General features: G+C 55.9%; 13 protein-coding genes. 8 read left to right on the plus strand and 5 right to left on the minus strand.

What is annotated here, in order from left to right; translation table 11 throughout:
- Positions 1 to 111 precede the first annotated feature (111 nt).
- From OSO_RS0127585 to OSO_RS0127600, 3 genes are all read right to left on the minus strand, one after another.
- Positions 112 to 6,735 carry a hypothetical protein gene (locus OSO_RS0127585; protein WP_010586231.1) on the minus strand — a complete coding sequence of 2,208 codons (6,624 nt, stop codon included), beginning with the start codon at positions 6,733 to 6,735 and terminating at the stop codon, positions 112 to 114.
- Entirely contained in the window at positions 6,732 to 10,187 is a 3,456-nt protein-coding gene (locus tag OSO_RS0127590) for a hypothetical protein (protein WP_157605478.1), read from the minus strand. The genes OSO_RS0127585 and OSO_RS0127590 overlap by 4 nt, the downstream gene beginning before the upstream one ends.
- 354 nt (positions 10,188 to 10,541) lie before the next feature.
- Positions 10,542 to 11,309, minus strand: a complete 768-nt coding sequence (locus OSO_RS0127600) for an inositol monophosphatase family protein (protein ID WP_010586233.1) — start codon at positions 11,307 to 11,309, stop codon at positions 10,542 to 10,544.
- Positions 11,310 to 11,653: 344 nt separating this feature from the next.
- Between OSO_RS0127600 and OSO_RS48665 the strand changes: the two genes are divergently transcribed.
- The 7 genes from OSO_RS48665 (at position 11,654) to OSO_RS0127640 (ending at position 19,028) form a co-directional block, all read left to right on the plus strand.
- Entirely contained in the window at positions 11,654 to 12,310 is a 657-nt protein-coding gene (locus tag OSO_RS48665; protein ID WP_010586235.1) for a prepilin peptidase, read from the plus strand.
- 6 nt (positions 12,311 to 12,316) lie between these two features.
- Entirely contained in the window at positions 12,317 to 12,736 is a 420-nt protein-coding gene (locus OSO_RS0127615; protein WP_010586236.1) for a TadE/TadG family type IV pilus assembly protein, read from the plus strand.
- Positions 12,737 to 12,849: 113 nt separating this feature from the next.
- Positions 12,850 to 13,917 (plus strand): Flp pilus assembly protein CpaB, encoded by a 1,068-nt coding sequence (cpaB, locus tag OSO_RS0127620; RefSeq protein WP_237729343.1) that lies wholly within the window; start codon positions 12,850 to 12,852, stop codon positions 13,915 to 13,917.
- 116 nt (positions 13,918 to 14,033) lie between these two features.
- Positions 14,034 to 15,344: a pilus assembly protein TadG-related protein gene (locus tag OSO_RS0127625; RefSeq protein WP_010586238.1), complete on the plus strand. Its 1,311-nt coding sequence runs from the start codon at positions 14,034 to 14,036 to the stop codon at positions 15,342 to 15,344.
- A 73-nt stretch (positions 15,345 to 15,417) separates the two neighbouring features.
- Positions 15,418 to 16,758, plus strand: a complete 1,341-nt coding sequence (locus OSO_RS45405) for a TadA family conjugal transfer-associated ATPase (RefSeq protein WP_010586239.1) — start codon at positions 15,418 to 15,420, stop codon at positions 16,756 to 16,758.
- A gap of 74 nt (positions 16,759 to 16,832) precedes the next feature.
- Positions 16,833 to 17,687, plus strand: coding sequence for a type II secretion system F family protein (locus OSO_RS0127635; protein WP_010586240.1), 855 nt, complete (start codon positions 16,833 to 16,835; stop codon positions 17,685 to 17,687).
- A gap of 93 nt (positions 17,688 to 17,780) precedes the next feature.
- On the plus strand, positions 17,781 to 19,028 hold the full coding sequence (locus tag OSO_RS0127640; RefSeq protein ID WP_010586241.1) for a type II secretion system F family protein: 1,248 nt from the start codon (positions 17,781 to 17,783) through the stop codon (positions 19,026 to 19,028).
- A 199-nt stretch (positions 19,029 to 19,227) separates the two neighbouring features.
- On the opposite strand, the gene OSO_RS0127645 is transcribed toward OSO_RS0127640, so the two are convergent.
- Both OSO_RS0127645 and OSO_RS48670 read right to left on the minus strand, forming a co-directional pair.
- A complete protein-coding gene (locus OSO_RS0127645) occupies positions 19,228 to 19,938 on the minus strand; it encodes a class I SAM-dependent methyltransferase (RefSeq protein ID WP_010586242.1) in 711 nt (236 codons plus the stop codon).
- 197 nt (positions 19,939 to 20,135) lie between these two features.
- On the minus strand, positions 20,136 to 20,594 hold the full coding sequence (locus tag OSO_RS48670) for a MarR family winged helix-turn-helix transcriptional regulator (protein WP_010586243.1): 459 nt from the start codon (positions 20,592 to 20,594) through the stop codon (positions 20,136 to 20,138).
- 104 nt (positions 20,595 to 20,698) lie between these two features.
- On the opposite strand from OSO_RS48670, the gene OSO_RS0127655 reads away from it, so the two are divergent.
- A complete protein-coding gene (locus OSO_RS0127655) occupies positions 20,699 to 22,537 on the plus strand; it encodes a PQQ-binding-like beta-propeller repeat protein (protein WP_010586244.1) in 1,839 nt (612 codons plus the stop codon).
- Positions 22,538 to 22,565: the final 28 nt, after the last annotated feature.

The raw sequence follows: 22,565 nt of genomic DNA on the forward strand, positions 1-22,565 counted from the left end.
AGCACATCCATCATTGTCATCGTTGTCGCCGCTCGTTATCCAACGCAGTGCGAAATTGTGAGCGAGACCGATCGATTCACCAAGAGCACGCTGCACACTGACTGCAAACGCTCAGGCTGCGGACTTTGTCGGATGATACTGCGTCGCCGCCCGCACCACGGAAAAGAGCAGCAAACACAAACCCAGCACACTCGGTGTGAGGAACAGCCACCATACGGCGGCCAGTAGCAACCACGAGATCGCGGTATGCTGACGCAGCCAGTAACTCCATTCGATGCGAATCGTACGTCGAAGGATCGGAATCAACAACAACGCCAGTGCGAACGACCCGATCCGTTGAACCATCCGTCGATCAAACTGCCACACCACAATCGGAATATTTTCTTCCGCGTATCCACGAATTGACCGATCACTTTCTGAGACCGAGCCATCAATCAGACGCCCGGACCAGTTCACTGTTGTCGTGGTCGGAACACGCTCAAGGAGATTGATTCGCTCAACCAAGTCCTTCCAGCGATCAAACCTTCGTTCGACCCGCGTGCCAGCTTGACGAACTTCAGCCGTCAAGAGTGACTTGATGCGAGCCTGCAATTGATCGATCAAACTTCGATTCGTCGCCATCCCATGCGAATCAACTCCGAGCGCATCGTGACGATCAAGCAAAACTTCCAACCGATCGAGCGCTTGATCGAGCGAACTCGCGGCGACAACTCCAGTACGATCCCTGAGGACCGAAGGATTTTCTGGCACAATGGCAATCAAGTTCTTCTCAATCCGAACATTGAGGGGCCACAGGAAAGGCTCCGTCGACGTCGAGACGGTACTCACCGGATTGCCTTCGACGACCCACGTCACCGTCAGCAGTGATTCCGCCCCGGCATCCGTTAGCGGAATTGTGAGCGATCCCGCCGGCGTAGGTGGCAGTGCCAGTGGATAGTCGTCAAGAAACACAGATGTAATGCGCATTTCGCTGGGCAACTGAAACTGCAGATCGCCACGCAACGACGACAGGAACGCCTGGGTAATTCCCCTTCGATGCCCATCTCGGTGCCACCACATTCGTTGGTCGAGTAATCTCACCACCGGGTCACGTGAATTCGATTTAACAACTTCTCTTTGAATTGTGAGTGCAGAATCAGCAATTTGGAACGCCACCGTGTCTCCAAGTTGTTCGCCAAACACCGCCGTTGACCACTCCGGCACTTGATGGAGGGAAATCTCTCGCCCCCCTGCGGGAAACCAGCTTGAGCTGGGTTCGGCCACGAAATACGTCTCGTGCTTGCTGCCAAACAGCGGCGTCGGCAACGGCAGTTCCCAATCCGGGGTCTTTGGCTCTGTCAAGGTCGTCTCAAACTGGACGACAACCGAACCGGAGCCATCCGTTCGGTTGAGCAACAAATCCAATTGTCGATTTCCATCTTTGACATCGTGCCAGGCAGGTTCCGCGTTTCCAACGGCGACGGAATCGATGTCCGTAAATTTCGCGGGAAATACGAGTCCCATTCGTAGAGGCGACTCGCCCTCGGGAGTCATTTCGAGTCGATATTTGAGGTGCCAGGTCGTACCGTCGACTCGCTGCAGGAGCACAGCCGAACGACAGGCACACCGCGAGTGCCGCGATGAAGTCTGAATGGTACCGCGGATCGCCGGATCGGTAATTTGATAATTTCCCATCAGCACAGGCAGATCACTTTTCACCGTACCGACGCTCGATTCTTCGCCAGGCACTTCTTTCCATTCCGCTGGCGGCTTGAAATTGACATCCACTTCTGGGTCACGTTTGAGAACCAGCCGCGAATTGATGTTTTCGCAGTCCTCGGCGCGAATCGCTGGCAGCGTAATCGGGGTTCCGGCAATCAGCGGCACACTGCCGCGCAGCGTAATCGTTTGTTTTCCTTGCGTGCGATCGTTCAAAAAGACAACCACGCGTGACGGCTCGCCGCGCGATTCGGTCCACCGACTTTCACGCAGTGCATCGTTTTCTGTCACCGTAATTTTCTCGATTTTCAATCGACGATCGACAAGCAGTACCGTTTGGAATGTCGGAGCGTGCGTCGTTTCAATCTCACCCACCAACGTCCAGTCCAGCCGATGACGTCCGATATACCCGGTCTGCTTCCACTGGACGGCACGTCGCTTCGGCAAATAGTGAGCGAGCGTGAATGCGGGACGCGAGGCTTCACGCAGTTCAAACGTAAACTGTGGCTGTCGAGGAATGATGGAGTCCGAATGCCGCGGATCGGCCGACGCAGACCAGGCGTCGAGATACGCATCAGGGGCGATCATCGTGACGTCGTTCGGTTCGAGATTCGCGGCATCCAGACGAAAATTGGCGGACGTCGAAACGCCCCACCAACTGCGGTCATACTGAAAGTCCGCAGAACGCGTCCGTGCCAGTCCGAATGTTGGAAGCGGCGTCTGTGCGAGAGCATCGGTCTGCGGCAGGATCAGCACTCCATCCACTGTCACCGGAAACTGATGCGCCGCGTCGAAGACAAGTCGCAATCGGCGCTGGCCTTCTTTCGTGACAATCACATCGTGTCGTAATAAATCATTCGATCGAAGCTGCACCCTGCGAACGATCGCATTCTGAGGCAAATCAAACTCGAGTGAATCAATTGAACCCTCACGCACCATCACCACGGCTCGAAACGTGAGTTCCGAATAAGCCGGATTGAGCTCAAGATACTGCAACAGTGACGCGGACAGACGCGCTGCGGGACGGATCGGCGGCATCACGCCCCAGCGAACCTGCATGCTGGGGGTTGCCCCCAGGTCGAACACGAATGATCGATTCATGGATTCGCGTTCCAGCACGCCTCGCGCACCAATTGCGTCGACGTAATTTTTGGCTTCCGCAAATTGAATTGAAAGCTGGCTGTTTGCCACGGGAGGAATTCGCAAATCGATGGCATCCAGTGACGGCCTTGGCTTACGTGCGCGCAGCTGAATTTCGAACGTCGATACCCCAGGATCATTCCCCAGACGATCGCCCGCCTTCGTCGTTGAATCCGATTTGGGCTCACGCGTCAGTTCGACAAGATATCCTTTTCCATTTGGTGCGATTCCGATTCGCGGATGAGGAACCCCGTTCACGCGACACGACTCGGCATCGGGAAGACTCACATCCGATAATGGCAAAAGGACGGACACCGTCTCGTCCTTGGATTCGAGTAAGTGCACCCGGAACGTGGCCACCACGCTGAGATTCGATTCCGAAGTTCCAGAAATCTGATAGCGCGCCGACGAAATCAGATAGTGAGGTTCAATGAGATTCGTACGAGCCAAAGCCTTCCACCGCTCGAGTGCATCGCGCGGAACATAGACAACACGTGACACTTCTGACGGCTGTCCGATGCTATCGAGTGGCACGTAAACACGAGGCCGCCGGGACGCAATTTCATCTTCCATCGTCAACTCCTGAGCATCGACACGCTGTGCGATAAGCGACGCGATACTCAAAAGTGTCACGGCACCAAACATCATTGCAATCAACGGATCACCCGCGATGTGGCGATACTCGACGGTGACGTCGTCGATTTCAGGAGTTCTTCGAAGAATCTGAGACGGAATTAACAATGCAATCAACAGCCCGGCGTTCGCACCACCGAAGAAGCCGACGAACGGAGATGAGACCGAAAATGCGGCGGCCAAAGACAACGCCAGCGCATACGCCGCCACGCGATCACGATAGGTCCAGCCGAGAATCCGGATGATGATTCCAAACAGCAGGAAAAAGCCCAAAGAAATCCAAGCCAAAAGCTGAATTCGCTCGGCATGCCAGAGCTCAATGATCAAATCCGTCGGAACATCTGGTGACGTGGCCTGATGCAGGATGGTCATTCCTCCTTCCGCATCGCCCACCAATGGATGAGGCAACTGACGGGGTTGCCAAAGCTGCAACCATGCATCCGCTTGAAATGGCTGAAAGATCGATTCGGAACCGGAACGTCCCAATGGGCCGAACAGGCGTTCGTTCCATGTTGGAAGTGGCAAGCTACGCGACAGCCTGACGCCAGTCGGCTCCGTAAACAGGCGTGTCGACGGGGGGATCCCAAACTCCCAGAAGAATCCCAGGACCTGGGCTGACACCTGCGGAACGACGATCCGACGCTGCTCGCGAAACATGTTCGCGCGGGCGGGAACGCGATAATGCACTTCCACAAGTTCACGCCGCGCCGCGTTCAAGCCTGGAATCAGTAGTTCGCCGCCTTGCAATGTGGTTGCCATCGGAACGCCACCGACAATGACATCTTGAAGAACGGCACCGGCTTCGAGCTTGATTTTTAATGATTCACGAGCCGATCCGTTCTCAAGCTGCAGCTTTGCTCGATAAAGATCTGAACCATGGGCGTCCGCGGACATCAATGTTCTGAGCTGCATCGAAACCATCAGGGGAAATTCGCGCGATGGCTCGGGATTGCGCGGCGATAATTCAAATTCCACATACGGGGTCGTATACGACCAGGTCAAAGGTTCTCCTGTCGGCTTCAACCCATCGGTCTCGTAGGCCAGCTCAAACCCATCGGGATGCGTCAACTTCAGCTCGGTCTGCTTTTCGGGTGACTGAGGAATGAAGAGCAGAGCGGGATGACTGTTTTCGAGCCAGCGACTGGTCGCGGTACCTTCGATTGCGACACCTTTTCCGATGACGCGGGGAAGATAGATTTCCCACAGTTCTCCATTCGACGGCAAATTCCAATCGACGTGCTGCGATTTCGCGTGACGCACCGCGGACAACTCAACGGGTGACGTACCTTTCCAGATCCAGCGAATATCCGGGCCGGATTCTGTCAGATAAACCAACAACCTGTCTGCCTGGGTCTCGGCATGCTCGGAAGCGATCGAGTATTTCAAACGATATTCGGCCGGAAGTGCTTCGATCAGCGTCTCGGCGCGAACCTGAATAGGCTGAAGCCGGGGAACCAGACGCAACGTCCCGACACCGTCCAACGAATCACCGCGATACCAACGCCGTTCGTAGTTCGGCTTTTCTGCAGGGATTGTGAACAACAGTGAGGTCGGCTGCGCGATGCGTTCCAAGCGACTGTCTGGCGAAACATCGGCGGTAATGGAACTGGGATACTCCACCGCCAAGGTCATTTCTGAAACATCACAGTTCAGCATTCGGGGCAGGGGGATTGCGACCCGGTCGCCCTGAGCAGGTGCCCGTCGACGTGCCACCACTCGAACCGATCGCGGCGTACCGGGCTGAATGACTTCGAGGAACTCGATCGCCAGAACCGAACCACCGCCCTCGTGTGGTTGCACTTCCCAGTTCAGCGGCGCCACCGTCCTGATCCGATCCGATTCGTCAACCGACTCCGCCGTCCGCGGGGTCAATGTCGAACGATTCAACGTGACATCGGTCACTTCCCAGTCGGGGGGGAATAGACAACTCGTTTGATAGCCGCCGCCATTCAGCGAATTCCAGATTAGGTCCGTCGTCAAACTCCAAGCATCATCCTCGGCGGTTAAGATGCTTTGCAGTTGCCCCGTCAATGAAACGGGTGTGCGGTGAACTTCGAGGATCAACTGCGCATCCGGTGTCAGTTGCTGAAACTTCAAATTGTCGGCATCACTCGTACGTTGTCGGTACCCATGTGCGCGAATCGAACGAACGTGGAGCGGAGACTGAACACTGACCAGCAATTGCCCTCCGTCGAAGGTACTTTCTTCGACGACGATCTGCGGCATGAAGGTCGTCGGCTGCCCCACCTTTTGCGCCGCGATTCCATCGATTCGCAATGTCCGCCTCAAGTCGGTGAGCGGCCCTGGCAGCCGAATTTTCAGCCTTCCGTCGTCCTCAGCCTCAGGGGATCGCTGCAATGGAACGGGCGTGTCCACGCCATAGACCGCAGAGTAAATCACGACGCCCGCTGGAACGCGCAACGTGATCTCTTGAATCGGTGCGTCAAGTGCTTCGAGCTGCAGTTTGAGTTTAAACTGTAAGTCTTCTTCCCGAACCACGACCTGCATGTCATGTTCGACCATAACGGCCCGTCGCGCCGGTTCAATTCCGTCTTGCGCCACGAACGTCACCCGACAACGACTATCACTGCCGCAGTGAATCCGCCACAGGCGCGTTTCTTCACCGACGGCATCCGACAGCAGCATGACGTCGGCTTTCGGCGCATGGACCGAGTAACCGCGAGGAACACGCAAATCGAGAAACGAAATTGTGGCCTCGGGAAGCTGCAGGTCAAAGTCGAGTCCGCCGGGGATCACTCGTCCTCGCGCCGACCATTCGCCGAGCAATTCATCCTGGCGCCCATCGGTTAACACCCATGTCCGCCCGTCTTCGGATGAACCCCAGATCGCCGCCCGATCCTGCCATTTCAGATCCGCCAGCGCAAACGAGAACATTCCCAACTCGAGTAACGTCGGCTTGTCCCCCAACCGCTGGACCGAGGCGGTCATCACACCGCCACGCAAGGTGTCATTAACGAGCGTGGCTTCGTAGTACGCGGATTTCAAAGAGGCCAGGCGCGGGCCGCGATCACGCGCATTGATTCGATCAATCAACGAGACGAATTCCTGACGAGGAATCTGCTCAAGCCGATCAATCTCACGCGGTGGGTGATCTTCGGGGAAATCGACGCGATCGAATTCGACCGCCTGCACGGCTCCCTCCGCGGCTGTTGCGCGCTTCGCCCAAGTCCAGTCGGATAGAGCTCCGAGCACGGCAATGCAACAGATCACGGCCGTCGACTTCATCCAGTCACGGCCCTTCATGACATGCCACTCCTCGACTCCACTACCACGCCCGATTCGCCGTCGCGCGGTAGGGGACGATGCATCGTCGATTCATTGGGATCAGATTGGCGACCAAGGATTTGACTTCCGAATGCCTGCAGCGGTGGGAAATCCGCCTGGCCATCGAATGCCCCCAGACCGTTGTCAAACCGACGACGCGTCCAACCATCCAGAAAGATTGCGGCAGCGGGAAAAATCAGCCCCGCAATCATCGGTTGAAGCAGCAATTCTAGTGGGGCCGCAAACCACAATCCCACCAAAGCGACGACTAACCCTAAAAGCAACAAACTCAGAACATGTCGCAGCACAACCAGCTTGATCATGATAAAGCCGACCGCCAGCGAAATCCCCGCTCCGAAGAAAAACACCATCGAACTGCTGAGTGTCTGAAAGACAAGTGCTCGCGGGGCATCAAATTGACTGAAGGCATACGCATTACCGACATTTTCGGTCATCAAAGCGTTTTCAGGAGGTGCCCCCCCCGTACCAGCCACGACCCATTGTTGCAACCACTCGGAATCGTAGTCCGACACGCGACTCCAGACGATTCCGGTTCGCTGCCAGCGAAACAGGGGCGACGCCGAAGAGGGATACGTCAACAGATGCTGACCGGCCGGTAAGATGACCTGCCACATCACTTGATACCAGGAACAATTCAGCAGTTGCGGGGAAGGGACTTCCACCCGTTCTGACCAGCCCATCCTGTCGCCAATTAGATCTTGATATTCAATCGCCAGCAGGTGTGCACCAGACGTCGATCCCATCGTTGCTTCGGGAATTTGCACATGATACAGCCCCGATCCTGATGGCGACACAGCAGAATCCGACAGTCTGCGCTGATCCCAGTAGAACGTCGCGGGTTCAGACGATTCGGGCAATTGGATTGTCAGCGACGATGCACGGGTCGTGAGATGGTACTGAGCCCGAACGGCCGCGCTACCAGTTCCACCAAGCATGACACGAATAAAGGCTTTCGAAACGCTTCCCGCCTCATTGTCGCCGTGAGTCGAACGTTTTAATTTTGTAACGAACTCGCCCTGTTCCCCGTAGGCCATCCACTGCCAGGCATCCTGATATTTATGTTGTTGCGGCCAGGTTTCATGATTGGTGGCCTCGGCATCGAACCAATCTGATTGCGTCATTGAAACGCGCGTCTGCAAGAATGGCGCATCAGCACTTGCCAAAATCGGCAATCGAACAATGGCATCCGTATCGGTTGCCGAATCCTTCACAAACGGAATCGCAAACCGTGCTTTGATCGTGAAATGCCCAATCCGGGCTTCGCCAAGTTTCAATTGAATCGCTTGCCGCGTTCCATCCGCCTTGGGCAACACTTCCGTGATCAATTCGACATCTTCACCGACATCCTCGGCATCTTTCGCGTCCTTGGTACCCTCAATGAAAAAATGGATCCGATCAACGGCCAGTGAGGAGGGGACCAGCAGACGCGCTTGAGACAACCGCTCGTACGACACGTTGTACTTGATATCCTGAACAATGCGGAACTCGTTGTCTTGCCATCGCGCTTCCGTCGACGATTCGGTCCGAATGCGTTGCTTTTGAGGAATCACCTGCAGGCCGAACTGCTGATCGTCGGTATCGATTCGGTACGCCATGGGTTTGCTTCCGCGATACAACTCGGGCAAACGATCTGACTCAGGAAGCGAATCAAAAAAGGACGATGGCAAGGGATGATAGATTGTTTCACCGCGAGGACTAAGGTTCGTCTCGACGTTCTCGGCGTTTAAGACAATTAAAGTCGTTGGCGAGAAATGCGATGCCAATTTGGGGCGTGGCAAGGAAAATGCAAGGTCTTCTCCCGCCTTGAACTGACGCCGCGCTCGAAGATGGACCGAGAATCGCCCGCGCAGGTACTTGGCCAATCGCACCGTAATCAAGCCTTTGTCTTCACCCTTGTCGTCAATCGAATGATTTTCAACAACCCCCGGTTCGTCGACGCCCTCGATGGTCCATCCTTCCGACCGATAGTTGGGCCAACTGAAGACCGCTTCATTCATACTGTCGCGATCAACCTGGAATCGAAAATGGGCATCGAGCGTCAAGTGTTGCGCCGCGGCCGTCAGCACCAGTTGCGGCCGAACTTCGAAATAGGCTTTGACTTCGTCAATCGTCGGAGACAGCTTGAATGGCTGACTGAGAAATTGATAGGCACGGGATACCGGCCCCATGGATGTCGGGAATTCTCCGGCGTTGAAACTGGTCACAGAGGGATCGCGTGTTTCCGATGGACGAATGCCATCGGCGAACGACAATCCGATCTTGCCGACCTGCTTCCTGGCGCCTTCGACAAAAAAACCGTCCAGTGGCAATGCCCGTCCCAGACGAACGGGCAGTTGCAAGGTCCATCCCAGTGTGGCCGAACTGGTTTTCTCTTTGAACGTGACAGTCACCCGCTGGCGATTGTCGGGATCAACCTTATATGACTGCCGTTCCGAATCGTCGAGTTTAATGACGTCAGCACCGGCTGGCAGCCGAATCGAGACATGATCGAACGTTCCTTGCTGTGACGTGACCTTTTGCTCGACACGCAATTGAGCCTGCTCCGCCTCAATATGCGCGCGGATCGTCGATTGTGATTCAAGCACCACATCGGTCGGCCGAACTTCGACAACAGGCTGCCATGTAAGGTCCAGTGCCGTCCCCAGACCGAACGCTTCGATGAGCGTCTTCGCCTTCTCGGGGTGTTTGATCTCCATGACCGCCTGATCGGAATGAACCCTCGCAGTCACATCGGAATAAGGGAGTCGCAACTGCATTCGGCAGATTGGACTGGCGGGAAGCGAAACAAGCAACCGGCGCGTTGGTAGCGGCTTTTGTAAAGGAACCTTGAGCGTCAGTTCCAATCGATGTGGGCCACGACCGCGGAAGTACCACATGTAACCAAGCTTTGGGTCCTTGCCACCGGAAACGTCGTCTCCATCACCGCGATAATTGAAGTTCAACAGGCTCGCTTCATTGAAGTACAGGGGCACTTTTTCGAAATGCTCCGCCTGATGCAGACGAACGGTAAATGCGACATTCAACGTGGCATGGTCTTCGTCGGCAACTCCGTCAATCTGGACTTCCGAAATCGTCGGCGCCTGTGGCCCCTGAAAACGATTTTGAATCTCTTTTTGGAACTTCTGGAACTCTTCGTAAAGCTGCGGTTTGACCTCAAGCAGTTCATTCAACTTATTGCGAAGGAGATAGTGGCGAACTGCGGCGGGAAACGAACTCTCTTCAAGATCCCCATCAGAACTCGACGCGGCCTCACGTTTGGGACTTGACCCCTCATGCAACTTTAAATCAACCGCAGTCGGCTTGTCCAACTTCTCTTGCGACCAGACGGCCGTTCCTGCGCAAACGAAGAGCAGCAGACTTGACTGCAAGCTGATGAGCTGTTTCCACGATAATGTCGAGCGTGTCCGCATCTGTTCAAAACCTGTCCGGGAAATCGTTGCCGAAAACGAAAAACGCCGGGCAAGAAGCGGCTGGCGCGTGCGGTAGATGACACGCGACGGTTCGGCGAAGTTCCGAATATGAACGCTAGACCGAGAGGAAAGGTGCACTCCCAAATTCTACTTCAAATGAGGCGATTTCGCATCCTCTTTTCCCAAAAACCCGCCAATCTTCGCTGACCAGAATCTTTGCACACAGTCGCAAATGCGCCGTTTTTGCAGCACACATCTGAACAGCGTGGTCCGTGTCATCGGGCGCAGGTCGGCAACGAACCTCTCAGGGAACCTGGTTGATCACACTCCTGGCACGACGGTGCCCGCGGCAAATCATACGAGAGCGGCAACAAGCTGCTCATGCAGCGCCAAACCATTGGAAGCAAGCAGGTTCGGAACTTCGAGCTGAAACGCAGATCCGTCGATCTTCGAAATTCGACCACCAGCTTCTTCGACAAGCAGAATTCCTGCCGCCATATCCCAGGGCTTCAGACTTGTCGACCAGAATCCATCAACACGGCCCGCGGCAATATTCGCCAAATTCAATGCAGCTGAGCCAGTGCGTTGTACCGCCTGCGCAACTGGTAGAACAGACAAAAAACGCCGAACCGCTTCATCGTGACGATCGGTGTTTACCGGCAGACTGGCGATCACCAACGCCTGGTCGAGCTGATTGATGGCCGAACACCTCAGCGGACGACGATTCAGCGTCGCACCCTCACCGCGAACCGCCAGAAACATTTCGTCGTGGATCGGGTCAAAGATGGCCCCGACAATCATTTCTCCGCGACATTCCAGCCCGATGGACACCGAGTAATACGGAAAGCCGTGGACGTAATTCGTGGTTCCGTCCAATGGATCAATGACCCAGCGATACGTCGAGTCGTTGCCCGCCACCGACAACCCTTCTTCCCCACAAAAGCCATGGTGGGGGTACCGCCCATGAATGAAGTCGTGAATGGCTGCTTGAGCCGCTTCGTCTGCTTCGGTGACCAGATTCGATCGGCTTTTCTCTCGAACGGTGAATTTTGACGACCACGCACGAAGTACGTGTCCTGCCCGGCGTGCGGCCTCTTCCGCAGTTTGAACGTAATCGCGCATTAATCCTCCAAAAAACTACCCGGTCAAATCTGCCGATATCCGATTTGTAATTGCGGAGTCCCAGATTGGGAATGGGATCGGCGTCGAAACTGCTCAAGTCCACGCCAAACCGACCACTGGATCTCCGAGTCAGACGTCCGTCCTGAGCCCACATGATTCGCCTGATCGTCACAATCCGGAATGGCGATCAGATCACGAGAAATCTGGCAAAGTGCCTGCAAACTGACCCAGAAGCAACAAAACGGCATCGTCCGCAATACCGGAAAATGCGTGCTATGTTTTCGATACACCATGTTTCGAAATCCGAAAGGGCTTAGCCGCTTACGATCCGGCCGAGGATTCCAATGTTCTGGACAGTTCAACACATCGTCTTCATCGTCGCTCTGGTGGGTTTTACCCTGGCCACAGCATACACCGACACATTTCGCTGGAAGATTCCCAACAAGTTGACGCTGCCATTCTTCGTCATGGGCTTGGTGTATCAGACGGTGTTCTGGGGCTTCGGCTCATGGAACGGATTGATGGACACACATGGCCTGCTCGACGGGTTGCTCGGGTTTGGACTGGGATTCGGCCTGTACTTTGTGCTGTGGATTGTGGCCGGTGGAGGGGGCGGCGACGTCAAGTTGATGGGCGCGCTCGGCGCTTGGCTGGGGTTCAAACTGACCTTCTGGCTGATCATCGCCAGCCTAGTGATGGTCGTCATCGATGGCATCATTGTCACCCTGTACAAATCCCTAACGATGGGAATGAAAAATTTTAAGAAGCAGCACTTGGCAACAGGAAAGACCGATGCCAAGGGGAAACCCGTCTTCACCAAAGAATCGATCACGGAAAAACGCAAACGCCGCATGCTGCCGTTTGCCATCCCGGTCGCGATGGCGGTCTGGCTGGTCATGCTGACTAATGCCGCCGGCATCATCAAAGGTGGGCAACTGGGGCCTGAACGACAACCGCAACAATCCGCACATCAGAATCAACATGCTGCGGCGGAGCGCTAACGATCCATGATCCGAACTGCATATCAACGACAGACTTCACGACAGCGTGGACGACGCGGCGTGCTCAGCATGGAACTGGTGCTGACGTTGCCGATTCTGTTCATGCTGCTGCTGGCGTTGTTTCAGTTCATGATGCTGTTTTACTCGCGCAGCCTGATCGTCGAAGCGTCGCGGGCCGCGGCCCGCAAGGCCACGCTGCCGGGAACGACAGAATCCGACGTCGAAGCGGAAGTCCGCCGAGTCCTGGTTCCTCGCTTGCAGCAAGGAATGCAAGTTCAGGTGGACTTCGGTGAATGGAGCGGTGATGTCGTCACTGTCTCTGTCGCCGTCCCCATGGCTGCCGCTTCGCCAGACCTCTTGTGGCCGATTGGACTCGGCCTCAACGGACAGAATCTGTTTTCAGAAACACGGATGGTGCGGGAATAACAAATCCACAAAGGTCGCTGACCCGAAGTCCATTCGAAGATTGAAAACAGGCGGCTGAAGAAACGACCGCGGCTTCCATGTCGCGTCATCAACCAGCGCCAGGAGATTGCCCTGTGAAACGTAGTATCACCCCCACGCTAGTGACATTTGTCATGTTCGGAATCATTGGGCTGCTGGTGGCGACATACTTTGTCAAAACCCTGTTTGCCCAGAAAGAGAAGCCCGCAGTGAATAACCTGCGCGAGGTGCCGATGGCGGTAACCGACATCAGTCCGGGCACGGTCATCACGACAGATCACCTGGGAATGGGCCGCTATGACCGCACCAAGTTGACACCCGATGTCCTGCTGGCCAACCGAGTCATCGTCGGTCGCGTGGCGAAAGAAGCGATTCGTGCCGCAAGCCCCATCAAGGCCGGACAACTTTATCAGCCTGGTGAGCTGCCCCCGCTGGACATCGGCCCTGGCATGCGTGCCGTCTCGGTTGAAGTGGGTGATGGAGTCGCCGTTGTCGATGGAATCATCAAGCCCGGCGACACCGTCGACGTGCTCTATACAGCCCAAGGGACCGGAGTTGGAAACGACAATACCTACCAAGGTGGCCTGACGTTACGGTTGTTCGAAGGTGTCAAGGTGCTGGCCATCAATCGCAACTTTGCCCAGGGTCGAGTTGATCGTGGCAACAATCACGTGACGCTTGAGCTAACCGTCGCACAAACCAACATCATCGTCCTTGCTAAGGATCGTGGCAAAATCACATTGACCTACAATCCCAACGGCAAAGGCAACGGTGGTCTCGCCCTGTCCAATTCGGAACGAGTCACCTTGTTTGAATTGCTGGGTCTGGAAAAGTCAGATCCGCTTCGCGAGCCGTTCACGACCGAAATCTATCGTGGCAGTGGACGGGTTTCCAACCGCTTCGACGACCGAGGCCGATACGTCGACAGCGCGGCACGAACACCAACCAGCACCAACCAGAATCCGCAATATCAGTTGCCCAACAATACCACACCGGTTCGGAGTCAGACTGCAGTCCCCCAAGACAACGCCGCTCCGTCCAATCCCGCTCCCGCCTTGAACGATGTCCCAAACCGACCCGTTCACCAGACGTTTGCTCCGCCAAGTGTGCAACCAAGTGGTCGCCCGGCACCGACAGCTCAATTGCTACAGCCGCGAAATTGAAATCTGCATGGTACCGACCTTTTTTTTCCGTCAGCCCGCGGCGAATGCTTGCGGGCTGACAGTCCGATGAACTTGCTGCAAGTTTCCAACTTGTACTACGTCCGATGAATCGAAACATGCGCCGAACGCGACATCCCGATCACATGATGCATTCATCACACCGGCGGGCCGGTTTTACCACCCCCGCCGTTGCAGTCGCATTGCTCGTGATCATGATGGGTCTGGCCCTGATTCTGGATCGCATCTGGCTCGAAACAGCCAAGCTGGAATTGACGTCTGCCGCGGAAGCTGCCGCACTGGCCGCCGCGGGCGATCTGGCGAGCGACGATTCGCTTCTGGCGAATACCGCTGTTGATCTGCGGCTGAACAATGCGCGACAGTCGGCAGAATGGATCGCGTCTCAGAACTACGTCTGCGGCACCCCGGTGACACTGAATACCGATCCCGAAGGCGACATTCGCTTTGGCAATCTTGTCGCCGAAGCCACGGGAATTCGCTTTGAAGAGTCGACCGCCAACCCGAATACAGTTGTCGTCACAGCACTGCGAACCCGTTCCAACAACAATCCGGTCGCGTTGTTCGTTTCGGGTGCCTCGGGGCTTCCCTTCGGCGACGTCGCGGCCCGTGTCGAGGCGACCGTCAATAACGACGTCATTGGACTGCGTCCGCTGAAGGGTTCGCCCGTTCCCGCGCTCCCCATCGCAATTTTGCAATTGGATCCCACGGGCGAACGCTCGGACACCTGGAAAGATCAGATCGACTTGCAACGAGGGGTTGACGAGTACAGCTTCGATTCCGAATCCCACACCATTTCGGAGTTCGGCGACGGAATCAAGGAAATCACACTACGAGGATTGTACCTCGGTGGCGATCCGACTGACGCGAATGTCCTGATGGTCGATCTGGGTACAGGATTGAATGATGTCGATGTTGCCCGGCAGTTCAAAAAAGGACTGATGGCAGATGATCTGGATTCGATCAATGGTGAGATTCTGCTGGGGCAGGGGGCCACTCTGGACTTGACGGCATCACCCCAACTCGACGGCACGCATACCAGTTGCTTTGAGAGTCTGGTCGGAAAATGCCGCATCTGCTTCTTGTATACGGTCACGACTCCTCTGCGTCAGCAGCCGATGGTCACTGCCACCTGTACCGAACTGGTCGCCATTCGTGTGATGGCCGTTCGGGAACACAATGACGGTTCATGCGACGTCACCGTCCAGCCAACCGTCATGACGTCGCGGAACGCCATACTTGCCAGCGAGAACAATGATCCTTCGTCCAATAGTTCCTCCGACGATTTGACAGCGGGTATCACCAATGCCTTGAACAATAGTGCGGCAAACGCCCTGACGAATCATTGTTCGACGTCGGCCTCGGGAGCGATCCCCAATCCCTACATTTACAAGCTTCGTCTGACACACTGACCACCAGCGCATCGCCTCGAAATTCGCAGCACATGCGACAGAGACTCTCGGACATTTTTTATCGGAACGCCCCATGCTCACCGAACAGACCGCAGTCGCCGATGTCGATCCGAGACAGGCCTTTCAGCAACTTAAAACCCGTCTGCATCGGCAGATGGTTGACGCGATCGATCTGTCCAAAGCAGGTCAGTTGCCCGAGCGCGAGTTGCGGGCACAACTGCGCGCCCTGGCCAGCCATCTTTGCGCGCAAGAAACGGCCAATCTGACAGCCGATGATCGCGAAGGCATGGTTCGCGAGATCATGGACGAAATCTACGGTTTCGGTCCGATCGAATCATTGATGCAGGACACCGACGTCAGCGACGTCCTGATCAACGGGCCTGACAGTGTGTTCATCGAACGCAACGGTTTGCTCGAACGAACCGACGTGCGATTCGCGAATGACGAGCACTTGCTGCACTTCATTCAACGGCTGGTGGGTCGGGCCGGTCGCCGCATCGACGAAGTCTCGCCGATGGTTGATGCCAAACTGCCCGACGGTTCACGGTTGAACGCCGTGATCCCGCCGCTCGCATTACGGGGCCCCACGGTTTCAATTCGCCGCTTCAAAGAAAAGGGAATTGCACTCGAAGATATGGTCCGCCTGGGGACATTGACCCCGGAAATGGCCGACTTTGTGGTGGCCTGTGTGCGCGGACGAATGAACATCGTCGTGAGCGGTGGTACAGGTGCCGGTAAGACGACCATGCTGAACAACATGAGTCGTTTCATTCCCGAAACCGAACGCGTCGTGACGATCGAACAAACGGCAGAACTGCAGCTTCAGCAACGTGACGTCGTCGCCTTGGAAACACGTCCACCCAACGTCGAAGGACGGGGCGAAATTTCGCAACGCGATTTGCTGAAAAATAGCCTGCGAATGCGGCCAGATCGCATCCTGGTCGGCGAGGCACGTGGCGGCGAAGTTCTCGACATGTTGCAGGCGATGAACACCGGCCATGACGGCTCGATGAGCACTGTGCATGCCAACGACACTCGCGATGCGCTCGATCGAATGGAGTTGATGATCGCGTTGTCAGGTGTCGAATTGCCCACACTTGTCGCGCGTCAGTATATTGCCTCTGCCGTGCAGATCCTGATTCACATCATGCGCCTGAGCACCGGCGAGCGAAAAGTGATGCGTATCTCGGAACTGTGCGGATGCCAGGAAGGTGCGTATCAGATCGAAGATATCTTCGTTTACCGCATGGCGGGCATCGACGCAAACGGACGCGCCCGCGGGGCGTTCTACGCAACGGGATACGAACCACAAGCGATGAAACGTCTGGCCACTCGCGGACAGGATGTTCCATCAATGATGTTCTCGGCTCGCGAACTGAATTCGACTCGTGACTATCGCCCAATCTCCCGTTAGGTTCAAACCCAGGCCGCAATGCGGTCACCGGTCACACATTTGAACGATTCTTTCTGCTGACGAGGATGGCCGTCATGGCTCGAGACACCAACACCTTGAAGACTCCGCTTCCGTTCGCCGGCATTCTGAAAGATGAAGAGATCTACGGCACAGGACGAGGCGACGACGCCGCCGATCAGATTAACAGTTGGTTTGACGATTTGATGCTGCAATCGGGCATGCCGATTGCCCCGTCCGCCCTTCTGGCCCTGTGCCTCTGCTCGGGCGTCGCCTTGGGCGGAATCGTCCTCGTTGCCCATGAGAATCTGCTAACGACAGCCTTGGGAACTATTGTTGGGTTCATCCTACCGGTCATCGTGGCCATGATCGTCCGTACGCGACGCCAAGATACGATGATGCGCCAAATCCCCAGCATGCTGGAAGAACTCGCCCGAGCGGCCAAAACGGGTCGTAGCGTTGAACAAAGCCTGGAAGTAGTGTCAGCAGATACTCCATCCCCACTGGGCGATGAATTAAAGTTGGCTGCTGGTCGTTTAAAGATGGGCGTTCAACTCAAAGAGGCCCTGCGCGATTTGCCGCATCGAACGGGACTGATGACGCTCAGCCTGTTGTGCACAACGCTCACGGTCCAACAGCAGACAGGGGGCGACCTGGTGACCGTTCTGGAACGCCTGTCACGAACCGTTCGCGACCGCATGTCATTCTTGGGACGATTGCGAGCCGCCACCGCGGCAAGCCGGGCCACTGCAATCCTGATGATTGTCCTTCCGCCCGCGGTACTGGCGTTCTTCATTGCACGCAAACCAACATACTTGCACGAACTCTTGTCATCGCCATGGGGCCGCAATGCCACCATTCTCGCCGTAACTCTGGAACTGATTGGCGCACTTTGGGTAATGAGAATTTTGAAAACGAGCCAGCAAACCTGATTTTCCGAACGCCAGCGCGCCGCTGAATCTCGATCGAAGCGTATCGCCTTTGACTCGCAAAACCACCTCGCCGGATCACGGCAGGAGTTTCTTATGTTTTCCTCTCAATCGTTGGCTGTGTTTTACGCGATCTGCGGTGTGATCGTCGTGTGGATGTTGTTTCGCATGTGGCGAAAAAACCGACGTGGCAGTTCGGTCGAGAACCAGGCAAACGGCTTGCAGCGAACGAACGTGGCGGAACTGAAAGCAGTTCCAGTGACCGTTCCCATGGCGGCGGCAATCGCGCCTCCTCCAATCACGTATGCCGCGTCCACAGCATCGATTGCAGCATCAAAGGTCAGCACGCCCGTACGAAACGGAGAATCAAGCTACGGAAACGATCGACGATTGCTCGAAACGCGTGGCATGCTGGCCCGTAATGAGAATCCGATGCCGCGCGTGCTGCCTGAAGAGGTTCCCGGCGTGGACGATAGCGACCGCGCCTTTGGAACCTGGCTGAACCCGGCCTTCGCGTCGCTCTTGCCCGAATCTCCTGAACGAAAAGAAGAAGCGCGGAGAGATCTGCAATCTGCGGGCTTCTACAATCCACATGCCATCGAGAATCTGGCGGCAACACGATATGTCGGAATGGTCGTGAGTGTCATCGTGATCCTCGCGATGCTCCTGGTTGCTCCGCCCCAACTGGAACCATGGCTGATGGCTTGCCTTGTCCTGGCACCCGCACTGGCATGGGCCTTGCCGGCGCTCTACGTTCGCACCAAGGCGAAAGAACGAAAACACGAAATCGAACGAGCAATGCCCGATCTGCTCGACATGCTGAACATGTGTGTTGGACAGGGGCTGACCGTGCCCGATTCATTACAGCGCATCGGCCGCGATTTCCGCGCAGTCTACCCGGCTTTGTCGCAGGAATTGGGAATCGTCAACGCCCAGGCGAAAATCAGCACGCTGCAAACCGCCTTGGAAAACTTCAGCCGACGGATCGATCTACCCGAAGTGCACTCGCTCACGTCGCTGCTGATTCAGACCGAACGCATGGGAACGAGCATTTCGCAAGCGTTGACAACCTACAGCGACACGATGCGCGAAAGTCAGCGACAACAGGCGGACGAAAAAGGCAATCGGGCAACCTTCCGCCTGCTGTTTCCTACCGTCCTGTGCCTCATGCCCGCGGTGTACCTCTTCCTTCTTGGCCCTGCGATCAACGAACTGCAGCGATTCTTCTATGGCGGCGGCCTGGATTCGCTGAATTCTGGATCGCAAGTCGTTCAGCGGATGAACGCGACACGGAATCGAGGCCAAAACCCCGGTTCTGGACAGCGAACCAGCGCCGGACAGTAGTGCTCGTCGCAAGTGAAAGCGCAGGCCAATACGCCGCTTCGCTTCAACCCAAAAGGGTGCAGCGAAGCTCGTCGACCGTCCTACTGATTCACGCAACCATGCGGAATTCTCGTATGACTTGGGACCCGCAGGGTCTCCGGACATCATCGAAACGCGTTCCGTGATGGCCCGATGCAGCAGGGCCATCGCACGCCTGGCTTTAACCACGCTTTGCCGCACCAAAAGCCGCAAAGCAACTGTTTTTATGCAGAATCTCGACGTGCTCAAACCCGACCTCCCGCAGCAAATCCAGTTGATACATCAATGGCCGTGGAGTGTCTTCTTGTTCAATGTAGTTAAAGACGTGATCTCGATATGCCTCGTCCTTGAAGTTTGACAAGTATTCGCCATAGCGTTTCCACATCAGCGTTTGCACGGGAGCGATCGAACTTTCGATCAGATCGAAAATCCAGATCGATCCGCCTGGCCGAAGGGCACGATAAAACTTCGCGAAGACCGATTGCCATTCTTCATCCGTTCGCAAGTGGTGCAGAACGGCCGAGGCTAGAATCAGATCGCAACTGGAATCACCCAACTCCAGTGTGCGAATGTCACTCTGAAGTGTCGTCACCCGACCAGCAGTCTTTTGCCCAACACGTTCTGCCGCGCGATCCAGCATCGGTCGACTCAAGTCGATCAAGGTGCAGTCCAACCCCGGCAGCAGTTCGAGCAATCGCAATGTGTAGTTTCCAGCACCGCACCCCACGTCGAAGACATGCCGCGCCTCTGGTGACACCGCCGCCGCCACCTGCGCGACCAGCAGCATCGCCAGCGGCGCATCGACCGTGGCCGATTGGCCTGTTTCTAAATTGGAAAACCGTTCGACATCGGCATCGAATCGCTGCCGGATTTCATCGACCGAAGATTTCACGATTCACTCCTACTACCTGTGCCTGATGTTTCCCGATCCGAAGACATACGATTGCATCAATCATGCTCCCACGGTGTCTTCATCGTAAATGGGCCCTCTGGTGCCCAGTACTTAGGTGAGAGCTCTCTCGGGAATGAGGTTCATGGTTTTCCCACTGCCCTGCTGTGACTGCGATGACATTGCCAGGAATCATGCCGTCATTTGCGACACGTTTCAGAGTCCGCATCCTGGGCAGGTCCGGCCAATTTCTCGATCAGTTTGCGCAGAATCCGTGCCATATGCTGACGATCAACAGGAGGAAGCTGCTCGAAGAGTTCGGTCACAGTCGCGTTATTCGCCAGCATACTTTCCTTGCTGACCAATACCCCTTCCGGCGTGAGTCGAATAATGGTCGCCCGTCGATCGTGCGGATGCGGCTCGCGTATGACCAGACCTTCGTTTTCCAATCCATCGACCAGTTTCGTCACACTGCGCGGCGTCACCTCAAGATGAGAACTGATATCCGTCATCTTGCATCCGCCATGGCATTGCAGCGTCATCAACAGCTTGGCGCGCGCAGGCGTCGTTCCGGCGCGGCCCATTTCCGAAAAGATTTTTCGGGTAAAGGCTTTGCCGAATTCGGCCATCAGCGGTGCAAGTTCCTGCGGGGTCACCATGTCGACGACACAATCCAACGATCTTGACACATACAGTACCAGAACATATTGTACCGGTACTGTATGTGGCGGGGATTTCCAAAAGCTATTTAACGGAGTGTTCCATGAGCGACACGACAATTCAAGTCGATTCGAAAACGAGCGGAGATTCTCCCACCCGACGATTGCGACTTTGGCCCGGCGTTTTGGTAATTGTCGCTCTTTGGTCGCTCCGTATCTGGGCCTCTGTTGGTGAACCGGCCCCGTCGAAATTCTTTTTTGGTCTGATTGTTGCCCCCGCCGCCGCAATGCTCTTGCTCGCGCTCTGGTGGTTACTGGCCAGCCGATTGCGTTGGTCGGACCGACTTGTCGGAATTGCGGTCCTCGCTCTGACAGGTGTCGGGACGTCCCTGATCGCTGGCAAGAACTTCCCTGTGATGGGATTGATCCTTTATGCCATCCCCGTCGTCGCAACGTTGTGGGTCACTTGGTTATTGGTCTCGTGGAAGCTTTCATGGCCGGTGCGCCGCGCAGGGATGCTACTCGTCTTTCTCGGTTGCGGAGCGGTTTACTCGATGCTTCGCGTCGATGGGATGGACGGCAGTTTTGCCGCAGCATTCAACTGGCGCTGGACACCAACCCCAGAATCGAAACTGCTGTCGGAATTGAAGTCGACCAGCAAGCCCGCCGGATCAAGCACGACATCAGCCGTCGTTGACCTTGTTTTGAAAGAAGGGGATTGGCCGAGTTTTCGCGGCCCCCGTCGCGATGGAAGTTTGACGGGTGTCCGAATCCGCACAGACTGGGACAAGACGCCACCGAAAGAGCTCTGGCGTCATCGAATTGGCCCCGGCTGGTCCTCATTCTCAGTCATCGGGCACCACCTGTTCACGCAGGAACAGCGAGGTGATGACGAATTCGTCGTGTGTTACGACACCGAGTCTGGCAACGAGATCTGGGCTCATCGTGACAAGGCTCGATTCGAAGAAGTTGTGGCGGGTGCGGGTCCACGTGGCACGCCAACGTTTCATGAAGGTCGTATCCTCGCGCTCGGTGCAACCGGGCGGCTCAACTGTCTGAATGCGGCGACAGGCGAAAAACTGTGGTCCGCAGATATTGTCGCCGACACCAAGGCCAAAACCCCGCAATGGGGATTCTCTGGCTCGCCGCTCGTCTCTCACGGTCTGGTCACGGTCTTCGCCGGCGGTCCTGAAGGGAAAGGCGTTGCGGCCTACAAATTTGATTCTGGAGAATTGGCGTGGACTTCTGGAGATGGCTCCCACAGCTATTGCTCAACACATCCCGCAACGATGGGCGGGGTGGAGCAGGTGTTGGTCACGTCGGATGTCGGCCTGGCCTCATACGAACCCGAAAGCGGCAAAGTGCTGTGGGAGCATCGTTGGCCTGTCGAGCAAGCGCGTGTCGTTCAACCTGCGATCTTGAACGACACCGATGTACTCTTAGGGACCGGAATGACTGGCGGAACGCGGCGTTTGTCGGTGCACCGCGAGGGTGAGGAATGGAAGTTGGAAGAGCAATGGACATCCAAAGTCATCAAGCCCTACTACAACGACTTTGTGGTCCGAAACGACTACCTGTATGGATTTGACAACAATATCTTCATGTGCGTTGGACTGGCCGACGGCAAGATGAAATGGCGAACTCGCGGTTACGGAAATGGGCAAGTCTTGCTGTTGGCCGACGACGCGTTGCTGCTGATTCTCACCGAGCAGGGTGAAGTGGCCCTCGTCGAAGCGCGCCCCGAAGAACACAAGGAACTCGTGCGGATCAAGGCGATCGAGGGAAAAACGTGGAACCATCCCGTAGTGGCCCACGGAAAGTTGTTTGTTCGAAACGCAGAAGAGATTGCGGGCCTTGAGCTGCCACTGCTGAACACTTCGCTCTCAGGTGAATCAGGTCGCTCAGAAAAAGAAACGGCCACATCGACCGAGGAAGCCAAATAAGGCGTCGCAGCACGATGCTTCGACGCCG

This window comes from Schlesneria paludicola DSM 18645, from assembly GCF_000255655.1.
Taxonomy (GTDB): Bacteria; Planctomycetota; Planctomycetia; order Planctomycetales; family Planctomycetaceae; genus Schlesneria; species Schlesneria paludicola.

What these genes read in the sequence shown, in the direction of transcription:
- OSO_RS0127585 (WP_010586231.1), bottom strand. Translation starts at nt 6,735, where the DNA reads ATGAAGGGCCGTGACTGGATGAAGTCGACGGCCGTGATCTGTTGCATT.
- OSO_RS0127590 (WP_157605478.1), bottom strand. Translation starts at nt 10,187, where the DNA reads ATGCGGACACGCTCGACATTATCGTGGAAACAGCTCATCAGCTTGCAG.
- OSO_RS0127600 (WP_010586233.1), bottom strand. Translation starts at nt 11,309, where the DNA reads ATGCGCGATTACGTTCAAACTGCGGAAGAGGCCGCACGCCGGGCAGGA.
- OSO_RS48665 (WP_010586235.1), top strand. Translation starts at nt 11,654, where the DNA reads ATGTTCTGGACAGTTCAACACATCGTCTTCATCGTCGCTCTGGTGGGT.
- OSO_RS0127615 (WP_010586236.1), top strand. Translation starts at nt 12,317, where the DNA reads ATGATCCGAACTGCATATCAACGACAGACTTCACGACAGCGTGGACGA.
- OSO_RS0127625 (WP_010586238.1), top strand. Translation starts at nt 14,034, where the DNA reads ATGCGCCGAACGCGACATCCCGATCACATGATGCATTCATCACACCGG.
- OSO_RS45405 (WP_010586239.1), top strand. Translation starts at nt 15,418, where the DNA reads ATGCTCACCGAACAGACCGCAGTCGCCGATGTCGATCCGAGACAGGCC.
- OSO_RS0127635 (WP_010586240.1), top strand. Translation starts at nt 16,833, where the DNA reads ATGGCTCGAGACACCAACACCTTGAAGACTCCGCTTCCGTTCGCCGGC.
- OSO_RS0127640 (WP_010586241.1), top strand. Translation starts at nt 17,781, where the DNA reads ATGTTTTCCTCTCAATCGTTGGCTGTGTTTTACGCGATCTGCGGTGTG.
- OSO_RS48670 (WP_010586243.1), bottom strand. Translation starts at nt 20,594, where the DNA reads ATGGTGACCCCGCAGGAACTTGCACCGCTGATGGCCGAATTCGGCAAA.
- OSO_RS0127655 (WP_010586244.1), top strand. Translation starts at nt 20,699, where the DNA reads ATGAGCGACACGACAATTCAAGTCGATTCGAAAACGAGCGGAGATTCT.